The sequence below is a fragment of the Chitinimonas sp. BJB300 genome (genome assembly GCF_002735695.1).
Classification (GTDB): domain Bacteria; phylum Pseudomonadota; class Gammaproteobacteria; order Burkholderiales; family Chitinimonadaceae; genus Chitinimonas.
This window is the reverse complement of sequence record NZ_PDZH01000116.1, coordinates 1-12265: the sequence shown is the minus strand read 5'-3', so window position 1 is coordinate 12265 and position 12265 is coordinate 1. Positions and strand designations below refer to the sequence as shown.

Here is a 12265-nt window from a genome sequence, read left to right as displayed (position 1 = left end):
CTACCATCGCCGACAAGCCCGTTGCTGTCGCCGCGCCAAACGTGCTCAGCAAATAGTCGGTGTACAAATCGAGTTCTTTGTTCTTCATGGCGACAGGTTATCGTATGCACTGCGTAACATCAGTTAATCAGTGTGATCGGTTTGCGAACTTGGTGAGCTGGCGTTGGAAGCAAAGAATGCGAGGAGACACCGTGGCAGCCAATCGATTCGTCCGGGGAATGGACCTTCGACGAAGCCGACATGGCCACCACGATCTGGTTGTAGCAACGTGACAGTGGAACTCACTTCAGCGGTGTTTGGTAAAGCACTGGCAGGAAGAAATGGGTCGTTTCGCGCGTTGAGGACTAGCGTAGGAATGCATATTTTCTTCAGTTGGGGTTTAGCGCTGGCTTGCGTCCAGTAGTCATCAACCCCCTTAAAACCATGTAATGGTGCGGTGACTTTGGCATCAAACTGCTTAAAGGTTGTTGCTGCAATGACCTCGGCGGGGGACAGTTTGAGAAAAGCCAGTTCGGCTTCGAAAGTGGAGAGCTGAACTAAGGTTTTCCGCCGTAAGGAGCGCATGAATTCCCGCGTGTAGATGGCTTTGTTCAAGCCACTGTCCAGGACTTTGCCTGCGGCGACCAAATCGAGAGGGGCAGAAATAATAGCCGCACTCTGGAGGATATTGTCGGCAGCTTGTCCTTGTTCTCCCAGCCATTTTGCCAATGCGTTGCCACCGAGGGAGACGCCTGCAGCGTAGATGACGCCATTGTGGCTGTCGCGGAAGCGTTTCAGTATCCAGTCGATTTCGTTGGAATCCCCAGCGTGGTAGGTGCGTGGCTTACGGTTTGGGTGGCCACCACAGCCCCTAAAATGAGCAACGGCGGCAAACCATTTGCGATCGGCTGCCGCGTGCATGATCGCGCTGGCGTAGTGGCTGGCGGAGCTGCCTTCGAGCCCATGAAAATGGACCAGCAAGGGGGCATCTGCGGCTGCAGGTGCCGCCAGCCAGTCGATGGCAATCTCATCGCCATCGGGTGCGTTCCATATCTCCCGTCGGTATGCTGGCGGAGGCCGTTTTAGCGCCAAAGCAGGGTATACCGTATCGCTGTGCGGGCCGAATAACCAGGATGGGGGGCGGTAAGGGGGGAGTAGGGGAGGCATGTTTGAATTCTAGTCCTAGCTGGCATGGGTTTCCCCGCTATTGGCGTGAACGGCAAGCAACGGCGTGTTTTCCATAGACGATAGGTTTTAATATGATTGATGACCCCAATTCGAGATGATTCATCTCTTTGATAAGCTGGGCATCTGTGCTTGCGCTAGGTATCCTTGCGTATCTGATGTGATGTATTTGGACAGAGGTTGGTAGATGACCCTATTGGTGACCGGCGGTGCCGGATTTATTGGTGGTAATTTTGTGCTCGATTGGTTGGCCCAGTCGGATGAAATAGTCGTGAATCTGGATAAGCTGACTTATGCCGGAAATTTGGATAGCTTGAAAAGCCTGCAAAGTGATGCGCGGCATATTTTTGTGCAGGGCGATATTGGCGACCGCGAATTGCTTGCTGAGTTATTGGTCAAGCATCAGCCGCGGGCGGTTATCAATTTTGCGGCGGAATCCCATGTGGATCGTTCGATTCATGGGCCGGGTGATTTCATTCAGACCAATGTGGTTGGCACGTTCAATTTACTGGAAGCAGTGCGTACTTATTGGACGACTTTGGCTGAAGAAGACAAGGCGGCCTTTCGTTTCCTGCATGTATCTACCGATGAGGTATACGGTACGCTGAGTGAGACTGAATCTCCTTTTGCGGAAACCCATCGTTATGAACCCAACAGCCCTTATTCGGCCAGTAAGGCAGCCAGCGACCATTTGGTGCGTGCTTGGCATCACACCTATGGCTTGCCTGTTATTACGACTAATTGCAGTAATAACTATGGCCCGTATCACTTCCCCGAGAAGCTGATTCCCTTGATATTGCTCAATGCAATGAAGGGTAAGTCGCTGCCAATTTATGGCGATGGTCAGCAGATTCGTGATTGGCTCTACGTTAAAGACCATTGCAGTGCTATTCGCAGGGTGCTGGATGCTGGTCGACTGGGTGAGACCTATAACGTGGGTGGTTGGAACGAGAAGGCGAACCTGGAAGTAGTGAAGACCATTTGTACCTTGCTTGATGAGTTACAGCCGCGTGCTGATGGCCAGTCTTATGCGAGCCAGATCACTTTTGTACAAGATCGCCCTGGCCACGATCGTCGCTATGCGATTGATGCCCGTAAGCTGGAAGTTGAGCTTGGCTGGAAACCGGCAGAGACCTTCGATAGCGGTATCCGTAAAACAGTGGCTTGGTATTTGGCTAATCAGGATTGGGTCGAAAATGTGACTAGCGGTGCGTATCGCGAGTGGATGTCGACGCAATACGGAGCCAAATCATGAATACCCGTAAAGGCATCATTTTGGCGGGTGGGTCGGGAACCAGGCTTTACCCCGCTACCATCGCAGTCAGCAAGCAGCTCCTGCCTATCTACGATAAGCCGATGATTTACTACCCGCTCAGTACGCTGATGCTGGCGGGTATCCGCGATATCCTGATTATTTCGACACCGCAAGATACGCCACGTTTTGAACAACTGTTGGGTGATGGCAAGCAATGGGGTTTGAACCTGCAGTATGCGGTTCAGCCTACCCCGGATGGCTTGGCCCAGGCGTTTATTATTGGTGAGCAATTCATTGGTAAGGACGATGTAGCGCTGGTATTGGGCGACAATATTTTCTATGGTCATGACTTTGCCCACCTACTACATGCGGCTGCGGTTAACCCCTCCGGCGCAAGTGTATTCGCTTATCGGGTGCATGACCCTGAGCGCTATGGCGTTGTGGCATTCGATACCGAGGGGCGGGCTGTCAGCATTGAAGAGAAACCGGCTAAACCGAAATCGAACTACGCTGTTACTGGCCTCTATTTTTACGATAACCGTGTGGTGGAAATCGCCAAGAATATCAAGCCGTCGACACGTGGTGAGCTGGAAATCACTGATGTGAATGCGGTCTACCTCAGTCGGGGTGAGCTGAATGTGCAGACAATGGGGCGGGGTTACGCTTGGCTTGATACGGGAACGCACGAGTCGATGTTGGAAGCGAGCCAGTTTATCCAGACTATCGAAAGCCGCCAGGGCCTCAAGGTGTGCTGTCCTGAAGAGATCGCCTATAGGCAGGGTTGGGTCGATGCCGCCCAGTTGGAGCAATTGGCACAGCCGTTGAAGAAGACTGGCTATGGCCAATATCTGCTTAATATCTGCAAAGAGCGTTGTCCGGAGTGACTGATCCCGGCGTTTTATCAAGTGGCCAGCATGCTTAAGTGATGCTGGCCATTTTTCATGGTGCTGTTTTGAAGGGCGGTTGTACTGCCGTAATTTACTTTGCCAGGGGTGACAATCAATAATATAATGAGAATTATTCTCATAAATTTCCTTGCCTGAGATGTCCGTTTACTACCCATGTTTGCGACCTTCATGCCTCCTCGCGGGGTTATTCCATTACTGATGGTTTGCGGTGTTCATGCGGTTGCATTGGGGGCACTGGCGTTAAGCGAGGGACGCGTTGAATTACCGCGTCTAGCTCAAGAAGCGATCAGCGTGATCGTGCTTTCTCCTCAACCCATGCCTGTATTAGTGCCCATCAGCGAGTCCCTGCCGGTGCCGCCAAAGCCAACGCCGCTAATTGCGCGTCGGATGCACTCCCCATTACCTCCTCAGCAGGCTGTGCTTCCTGCTGCTGATGCAGTCGACTCCCCTACTGCTGAAGCCCCCCTTCCTAAGCCTGTTGCGCCGGAAGTTGTAAAAGTAGTCTCCTCTTCGCCCATTGCCGTAGTGCCGCCACGTAGCGATGCATCGCACTTGAATAACCCAGCGCCGGCTTATCCAACGTTGTCCCGCAAGCTTGGTGAGCAGGGGAGGGTGCTGGTGTCGATCTATGTATTGGCGGATGGCTCGGTAGGCGAGATTCAATTGAAGGAATCGAGTGGTTTCCGACGGCTTGATGAGGTGGCGTTGCTGACAGTGAAGCAATGGAGGTTTGTACCTGCCAAGCAGGGAGACACAGCCATTGGATATTGGTATGTGCAGCCGATGAATTTCACCCTGGATGGGGTCTGAAGGTCGTAACAGGCATCTCTTGGAACCTGTCTCGGGTCATTTGTTATACCCGTAGGTTGTCTGAGCGAAGCAGTGCATCGCAATTAGGTGCATTAAAAATTTGTGGAGCAGTGCAGTGGAACAACATCATTTTAGCTTGGTGGGGATGTGGGCGCAGGGTGACGCGGTAACCCGTGGGGTTGCCATCGTTTTGCTGCTGATGTCGATTGCCTCCTGGTACGTGATTGTTACCCGGCTGATGTGCCAGATGCGCCAGCGTAGTATGGCGATCGTGGCGACGACTGAGTTTTGGCATGCCCAATCTTTTGGACAGGGGTTAAAGTTGTTGGAGGGCACGCGGGAAATGAATCCATTCCGCCATCTGGCTGAAGAAGGTTGGGATGCGGTGGCGCATCATCGCGAAAGCCAGGGCGACTTACATGGCCAGCTCACGCTTAGTGATTGGGTAACAAGCTGCCTGAAGCGGGCAATTGATGAGTCGGTAGAGCGCATGCAATCGGGTCTTTCTGTGCTGGCTTCCGTTGGTGCTACAGCGCCATTTGTCGGTCTGCTCGGCACCGTCTGGGGCATTTTCCATGCCTTGGTCAGCATTGGCTTTACCGGGCAAGCCAGCATCGATCAAGTAGCCGGCCCGGTGGGTGAATCCTTGGTAATGACGGCTTTTGGTCTGGTTGTCGCGATCCCGGCGGTATTGGGGTACAACACGCTGATGCGCGGCAACAATGCCATGCTTGGCCGGATCAACCGCTTTGCACATGACTTGCACGCCTATTTTGTTACCGGTGCCCCCGTGGTGCGGACTGAGGCAGGTGGCAAACCCGTGCTGACCACGGTGAAGACGACCAGGCAAGGGAGCTAGGGCATGGCTTTCGGGAGCGGGAATTTTGATAATCCGGCAGGCGGGGGGGTCATGAGCGAAATCAATATGACGCCGTTGGTGGATGTCATGTTGGTGCTGCTGATCATTTTTATCCTGACGGTACCGGTGATGACCCATTCGGTGAAGCTGGATTTACCAAGAGCTGTAAATAAGGCCAACGAAATCAAGCCCAAGACTGTCAACCTTGCCATTACACAAGATGGAACCTTGTACTGGAATGAAACGGCGCTCAGCGTAGAAGCATATGCCAGCCACTTGGCGGCGCTGGCCGTACAGCAGCCCCAGCCTGAATTGCACATCCGTGCCGACCGTAAGGTGGAGTATGAACATGTAGCCCGTGCAATGGCTGCTGCGCAGCGTGCAGGGGTGCATAAGCTGGGCTTTGTTACCGAGCCGGGACTATAGCAGTGCTGATTGCCCTCATTCTGGTGGCGGGCGTGGTGATAGGGGTAGCATGTCTGGCTGCTTCAATGCCGCCCTGCATGCGTTGTCGCCAACGTGGAAAATGTATTCAGCCTCAGTCGTGTCAATTCGTCCCTATGTCACGTCCCCGGCGGTTCTTTGTGATACACAAGGAGTAGATGCAATACGTTGAGATCCTGCCCCCGGTTTGTCCCTCCCCGCATCAATTCGCTTCACTCCCATACCCTTGTCGGCCGAATGTTTTCCTTGGTCTGATACCCGCGTCTACTCATCGTCCGTCCATGTTCCCGCCTTTATTTTTCCGTATTGAAGTTCGTCCATTTTTGGCTGGGCTGCATCGCTATCTGGGTTTATTGCTGGCAGGTTTTCTCTGCCTGGCTGGGCTTACGGGCACCCTGCTGGTTTTCCATCACGAGATTGATGCAGCACTCAACCCCAGTTGGTTCCGAGCGCCGCAGCGTAACCAGGTACGGCTGGACGCCGATGCCCTGGCCCAGGCGGTGTCGGTGCAGATGCCCGGCAGTCGGCTCGATCTGATTTATCTTGATGCCGCACCGGGGGAGTCGATTCGCATACGACTCAAGTCGCGAGACAAAATGGGCCAACCTGTGATGAGTGAGGCCTTTCTCGACCCCTATGATGGGCGCTTACTGGGTGTTCGACAGGAAGGGGTGCTGATCTGGGACCGGGTACATGTCATGCCGCTGGTGTTTCGCCTGCACCAGCAGTTACTTATTTCGCCACCCACGGGCAAATGGGTGACCGGCGCGGTAGCGCTGCTATGGTTGCTGCATAGCCTAACGGGTTTTTATCTCACACTGCCGCGTAACCGGCCATTTTGGTCGCGTTGGCGGCAGGTTTGGCGGGTCAAGCGTGGGGCGAGTCGAGCGCGCTTGGAGATGGACCTGCATCGTGCCGGTGGGTTGTGGTGTTGGGCATTGCTGGTGATGCTGGCTTTCAGTGCGGTGTATTTGAATTTGCGTAAGGAAGTATTTATCCCCGCTATTTCCTGGTTATCGACACCCACACCGCCAGTGATTGAACAAACCAGTCTCCAAATGACTTCATTCCAGCCACGTCTTAACTACACCCAGGCTATCGCAACGGGTCATGCTCAGTTGCCACGGTCTGAAATTCGCTATCGGCTGCGCTATGTGCAATATCTGCCCGAACGTGGCGCCTATCGGCTTGCATTTGAAGAAACCGAACACGACAAAGCCGCCAAGGCGGTTCGTTTTGAACAGTTGCTGATCGATGCGGACACCGGCGACGTGTTGGCCTCGCGTAGTTATGACCGTGGCACTTTTGCCGATCGCCTGATGGCTTGGCAGTTTCCCCTACATAGCGGCCAAGTGTTTGGTTGGCCGGGCCGTATCGTGATTGCGCTGAGCGGTCTGCTCATCACCTTGTTGTCTGCCACAGGGTTGCTGATCTGGCTGCGGAAGCGGCGCGTGGTCAGTCGTCGTCATCCCCTTCCGTTGTTGCGCAATTCGCGCTCGTTTTCTTGTTGAGTTTCACCATGACCTATCCAAATCGATATCTACTAAAGCCTTTATTGCTGGTCTTATGCACCGGCGGGGTATTTTCCGATGCACTGGCCAGCCCGACTGAGCATTTATCTACCATCAGCGTTATCGGCAGCCGGGAAAAAGCATTTACCGCCAATGCGGTGCAACTGGGAGCTTTCCGTGACCAGACTACGCTTGATACCCCCTCAACCGTCCAGGTGGTGACGCGAGAACTGCTTGATGCCCAAGGGGCCACGACCTTGTTTGATGCGCTGAAGAACACGGCTGGCGTCAACCGGGCGCAGATTGGCGGCGGCGTTTATGACAATTTGTCCATACGCGGCATAGGTGCGGAAAACCGCGCCAACTACCGCCTTAATGGCGCATTACCGGTGATCAATCTGATCGAGATGCCGCTGGAAAACAAAGCGCGTGTCGAAGCGCTCAAAGGGGTATCAGCCCTTTACTACGGCTTCGTGTCTCCTTCCGGCATCGTCAATATGGTTACCAACCGGGCGGGTAGTACCCCGCTGACGGTAGTGGAATTGCGCGCTGATCAGAAAGGCAGCCAGAACGTACATGGCGACTTGGCGCGCCGCTTTGGTGAGCGCCAACAGTTTGGCGCTCGCTTCAATCTCTCGGCCGGTAAAGTTGAATTGGGTGCGCCCGGTTACGAAGGGGAACGTCGTTTTGCCTCGGCTGCGCTGGATTGGCGAGCTACTGATGCTCTGACTTTCAAGCTCGACCTTGAACATATTCAAAAGGATGTTCCCGAACCGATGGCGATCGTCATTCCCACAGCCATCAATGGGCAGATGACGCTACCAAGCCCTCCCAACCCAGACTTGGCCTACACCAACCCCGATTGGCAACATACCGATGCCAGCGCCAGCCATGTACTTTTACGCAGCGATTTACGCATCAACGATCGTTGGGCCGCTACCTTGGAAGCGGGCAGAGCGGAGACGAAGCGCGAAAGAGTGTCCAGCCAATTCCAGAAATACGACTTGGCAACGGGCGAGGGGGAGATGCAGTCTTTCTTGCAGCATGGTCAGGCCTATAGCAACGACAATCTGCGGTTGGAACTGGCAGGCCTGATCGATACCGGCCCGATTAGTCATGAGTTGACACTCGGCTACACAACCAACAAGCGCTATCAGGCTGGCCCGATTGGCAGCAGTATGACTATGCGCCAGAACCTCTACACACCGCGTGCAGTCGATTGGCACAGTGTGACTGCACCGACGATGTTCAATCCTTCCACCATTAAGGATAAAGGCGGTTACCTGCTTGATCGCCTGCACCTGCCTGGCGACCTGCAAATCCTGGCCGGATTGCGTTATAGCGACTACGAGAATCGTGCCACCAATGGCGCTACTGGAAATGTCACAGCCTATTCGACCAACGATGTCAGCCCTTCGCTTGGACTGATATGGGCGGTGCAGCCCAAGCTCAGTTTGTACACAAGTTATATCGAGGGGCTGGAGGAGGGCGGCACAGCACCGGGTAGTGCTGCCAATGCCGGTGAGGTACTGAAGCCCGCCCTGAGTGAACAGATTGAGTTTGGCATAAAGGGTGTTTTTGCCGACTGGCAATTCGCAGCTGCCGTATTCAATATTATTCGCGCTCAGGCGTATCTCAATATGCAAAATGTCTATGCGCTTGATGGGAAAGCACGCTACCGAGGCTTGGAAGTCTCGATGGCAGGGCAGATATTGCCCCGTACTGCGGTCTACGCAACGGCAATGTTGTTGAATGCCGAGCAGCGTCAAGCTGCCGATGTCAATCAGATTGGTAAACGCCCGGAAAATACGCCTCAAAAGGCAGCCAGCTTATTTTTCGAACATAAACCGGCGATGGTGGCAGGGTTGGCAATCAACGCAGGTATTTATTACACAGGTAATCGTTCAGTTAATGCGCTGAACCAAGCATTTATTCCTGGCGTGATATTATTCAATGCCGGTGCCAGTTATCGGACCAAAATGATAGGCCGTGACACCACCTTCCGCTTGAATATAGAAAACCTGACCAACAAACGTTATTGGGCGGCAACTGGCAAAGGTACGCTTGGCGTAGGTGATTCGAGGTTGGTCAAACTGGCGATGAAGACCTTGTTTTAATTTGCCATTGCTTGTTTGCGATAGATCGATGAGCAGCCCGGAAAGTGCAATTGATTAATAGTGTGTTGCGTTTATTGCGGAGCAAGACACTGTTATTTTCTTATGCAATGAATGCGGGCGGGTATTTTACCCGTCCGTATATCTTATAAATGTGCCGATTTTATTTTCTCCGCTATGGGTATGGTAATACGCAATGCCCCATTTCTTGGTAATCCTGATTCTATCTACTGACTAGCAGCGCCTGCCTTGACCTGAATCATTGTGACAAGTCAGTATGCAAATGGGGATCGCTGCCTAATTTTAGCTATTCAGCCTTTTTGTTGTAAAAACCCATCATTTTCTCTTGCGGGCTTTCAATAAGGCAATGTACATGTACTCCTTATCTGGGTGTGTCTCATTCGGGGTGGGATGCTCTATGGCTCTGTTTTTAAATAATTAATTCTTGCTGGGTAGGCTCGGGCGCCCATTGTGTAAGCGGCAGGCAATACAAAACAAGGCGGTGGATTGCTTTTTGTTTCCTATTCTTAAGACCAAATTTATTCCTATCAGCCAAGACGACGGTGATCGGCCTTGACTGAGGCATATAACAATGAAGGTGGTCAACGGTATGGAACAGCAAATCGAAGGCAGTCGACGAGTGCTTGAGTTAGCCGGCAGGTATTGGAAAGGGCTGGGGAAGTGTTCGAAAGCGGTTCGATTTGGCGTAGGGCGCTTATTGCAAACTATACCGATAGTCGCGGCATTGTTATTGGGGCAGCAGGCAATGGCGGCACAGGTTTGTGCCGTCGGGGAAATGGCCCAAACGTTTAATTTTCCTGCGGGGAGTTGGGCGAATGGTAGCTTGGGGCCGATTCCTTATCCAGTAGTCACAGGCGGTAATACGACTAACTTTTCTGTAAGCGTGACGCCGAATGTTGCATTGAGAGTCGGCTACCCACAACAGTTCCAACAAGGCAGTATGCTTGATGCATTGAACGTGGGGAGCGAGGGAGGTGTGGCAGGACCAGGTGTGGCCATCGCTACATATAACTTTAGTTTTAACCGACCAGTTAATAAATTTAGTTTCGTTACAGGGGATATTGATTTTGCTCCGGGTTTTTGGCAGGACTTTTTTACCTTTAGAGCAAACAATGGGGGCACAGTTCTTCCGACAGCTTTGACACCCGTTGCGCCAGCAAACTTAAACATCAATTTAGGTGCAGGTACGGTAGAGGCGACCAACGCTATCGATACTTCTGTAATTTGCGGCCCAACTAGTACTAATTGTAATGTTACGATTGATTTTGCCCAGTCGGGTATTACCAGCGCTACAGCCGAATATTCAGAATCACCTGCATTAGCTGGGATTGCGTTTCAAGTTGTTGGGGTGAACCAATTCTCCTGGTGTTTGCCGCCCAGCACTGTCACCATCACCGCGGTAAGTAATGGCGGGATAGGGCCCTTTAATTACACTGGCGACAACGGCTACCCCGGCGAAACCCTCACCACCACCGTACCCGCCACTGGTGTCACTGGTGTCACCCAGACACTCACCACCTCTGGCACCGCCACTACGCTGACAGAAACGATTCCACCGGGTTACACCCTCACCAGCGTGAATTGTACCGGCCTGGGCGCAGGGGGCACTGCCACGCCGAATCTGGCGACCGGCGCGGTTACCTTGGATGCAGCGGCCACGTCGGCCGGTTCGGCTGTCGCTTGTACCTTCACCAATGCCAAGCTGCCCACCGTTACCGTGAGCACCATCAGCAACGGCGGTACCGGTGGGTTCCCCTATACCGGCACCAACGGGGTGGTGAACTTCACCAACACCACGGTCACTTCCGGGGTACCTGTTGTGGGTCCTGTGCAAACCCTCACCACCGCCGGCACCTCAACCGTGGTGACGGAAACCGTACCGCCTGGTTTTACCCTTACCGCGGCGACCTGTACCGGCCTGGGCGCAGGCGGTACCGCCACGCCGAATCTGGCGGCGGGAACGGTCACCCTGGATGCCTTGGCTGCAGCGGCAGGTTCAGCTATCGCCTGTACCTTCACCAATACCAAGTTGCCGACGGTCACCGTCAGCACCATCAGCAATGGCGGCACCGGTGGGTTCCCGTACACTGGCACCAATGGGGTGGTGAACTTCACCAATACCACGGTCACTTCCGGCGTACCTGTTGTGGGTCCCGTACAGACACTGACCACGGCTGGTACCTCCACGGTCGTCACCGAAACCATTCCGCCAGGCTTTACCCTCACCGCGGCAACCTGTACTGGTCTGGGCGCAGGCGGCACCGCCACGCCGAATCTGGTGACCGGCACTGTCACGCTGGATGCGCTGGCGACCACTGGCTCGCCCAATATCGCCTGTACCTTTACCCATAACAAACTGCCCACCCTCACGGTGAGCACCATCAGCAATGGCGGCACCGGGGGCTTTCCGTATACCGGCACCAACGGGGTGGTGAACTTCACCAATACCACGGTCACGTCCGGCACACCGGTTGTGGGCCCGGTACAAACCCTGACCACCGTCGGCACCTCGACCGTCGTCACCGAAACCATCCCCCCGGGCTTTATCCTGACCGGCGTGAGCTGTACCGGCCTGGGTGCGGGCGGCACCGCCACGCCGAACCTGGCAACGGGTACGATCACGCTGGATGCAGCCGCTACCACGGGTTCGCCGAATCTGGCCTGTACGTTTACCCACACCCGCCAGACGACGGTATCCGTGAATGTGGTCAGTAACGGCGGGATCGGCCCGTTCAGCTTCACCGGCACCAACGGGGTCACCAACCAGACCCTGACCACGGTCAACCCCGGCACCAATGTAGCGGGCCCCGTCCAGGCGGTGACCACGATAGGTGGTGTGACCACGATTACTGAAACCGTGCCGCCGGGCTTTATCCTGACCGCGATCAACTGTACGGGGCTGGGCGCAGGCGGCACAGCCACGCCGAATCTGGCAGCCGGCACGGTGAGTCTGGATGCTGCGGCCACCGCCAGCGGCGCAGCGGCGGTCTGTACCTTCGTCAATGTGCAGGCCGGTCCGCCGATCATGCGGGTCGCCAAGACCGGTCCGGCTAGCTTCACGGCCGGCAGCACAGGCACTTACAACGTCACGCTGAGCAATATCGGCGGCAGTGTCACTACCGGCCTCGTGGGCTTCACCGACACCTTGCCGGCCAACCTGACCTTCTCGGCGCAGACTG

The 12265-nt window shown here is 54.4% G+C and carries 9 protein-coding genes; 8 read left to right on the top strand and 1 reads right to left on the bottom strand.

The features are described 5' to 3' along the window. Nucleotides 1-123: 123 nt before the first annotated feature. Nucleotides 124-1146 (bottom strand): YheT family hydrolase, encoded by a 1023-nt coding sequence (locus CSQ89_RS16865; protein ID WP_099407261.1) that lies wholly within the window; start codon nucleotides 1144-1146, stop codon nucleotides 124-126. 205 nt (nucleotides 1147-1351) lie between these two features. On the opposite strand from CSQ89_RS16865, the gene rfbB reads away from it, so the two are divergent. From rfbB to CSQ89_RS16825, 8 genes are all read left to right on the top strand, one after another. Then, entirely contained in the window at nucleotides 1352-2419 is a 1068-nt protein-coding gene (gene rfbB, locus CSQ89_RS16860) for a dTDP-glucose 4,6-dehydratase (RefSeq protein ID WP_099407260.1), read from the top strand. Continuing rightward, nucleotides 2416-3303, top strand: a complete 888-nt coding sequence (gene rfbA, locus CSQ89_RS16855; RefSeq protein ID WP_099407259.1) for a glucose-1-phosphate thymidylyltransferase RfbA — start codon at nucleotides 2416-2418, stop codon at nucleotides 3301-3303. The genes rfbB and rfbA overlap by 4 nt, the downstream gene beginning before the upstream one ends. A gap of 192 nt (nucleotides 3304-3495) precedes the next feature. Next, the gene (locus tag CSQ89_RS16850) at nucleotides 3496-4137 is read left to right on the top strand and encodes an energy transducer TonB (RefSeq protein ID WP_158229025.1); all 642 of its coding nucleotides are present in this window, start codon (nucleotides 3496-3498) and stop codon (nucleotides 4135-4137) included. 115 nt (nucleotides 4138-4252) lie between these two features. Next, a complete protein-coding gene (locus CSQ89_RS16845; RefSeq protein WP_308418172.1) occupies nucleotides 4253-4996 on the top strand; it encodes a MotA/TolQ/ExbB proton channel family protein in 744 nt (247 codons plus the stop codon). A 51-nt stretch (nucleotides 4997-5047) separates the two neighbouring features. Then, a complete protein-coding gene (locus CSQ89_RS16840) occupies nucleotides 5048-5422 on the top strand; it encodes an ExbD/TolR family protein (protein ID WP_308418171.1) in 375 nt (124 codons plus the stop codon). 299 nt (nucleotides 5423-5721) lie between these two features. Then, a complete protein-coding gene (locus CSQ89_RS16835) occupies nucleotides 5722-6951 on the top strand; it encodes a PepSY-associated TM helix domain-containing protein (protein WP_158229024.1) in 1230 nt (409 codons plus the stop codon). 8 nt (nucleotides 6952-6959) lie between these two features. Next, the gene (locus CSQ89_RS16830; RefSeq protein ID WP_099407254.1) at nucleotides 6960-9068 is read left to right on the top strand and encodes a TonB-dependent siderophore receptor; all 2109 of its coding nucleotides are present in this window, start codon (nucleotides 6960-6962) and stop codon (nucleotides 9066-9068) included. Nucleotides 9069-9657: 589 nt separating this feature from the next. Next, nucleotides 9658-12265, top strand: a 2608-nt coding sequence (locus tag CSQ89_RS16825; protein ID WP_308418170.1) for a beta strand repeat-containing protein, incomplete at its 3' end; no start/stop codon positions are given.

Bases quoted from the DNA above. Each gene is read 5' to 3' on its own strand.
- rfbA (WP_099407259.1), top strand. From the start codon at position 2,416: ATGAATACCCGTAAAGGCATCATTTTGGCGGGTGGGTCGGGAACCAGG.
- CSQ89_RS16850 (WP_158229025.1), top strand. From the start codon at position 3,496: ATGCCTCCTCGCGGGGTTATTCCATTACTGATGGTTTGCGGTGTTCAT.
- CSQ89_RS16830 (WP_099407254.1), top strand. From the start codon at position 6,960: ATGACCTATCCAAATCGATATCTACTAAAGCCTTTATTGCTGGTCTTA.
- rfbB (WP_099407260.1), top strand. From the start codon at position 1,352: ATGACCCTATTGGTGACCGGCGGTGCCGGATTTATTGGTGGTAATTTT.
- CSQ89_RS16835 (WP_158229024.1), top strand. From the start codon at position 5,722: ATGTTCCCGCCTTTATTTTTCCGTATTGAAGTTCGTCCATTTTTGGCT.
- CSQ89_RS16840 (WP_308418171.1), top strand. From the start codon at position 5,048: ATGAGCGAAATCAATATGACGCCGTTGGTGGATGTCATGTTGGTGCTG.
- CSQ89_RS16865 (WP_099407261.1), bottom strand. From the start codon at position 1,146: ATGCCTCCCCTACTCCCCCCTTACCGCCCCCCATCCTGGTTATTCGGC.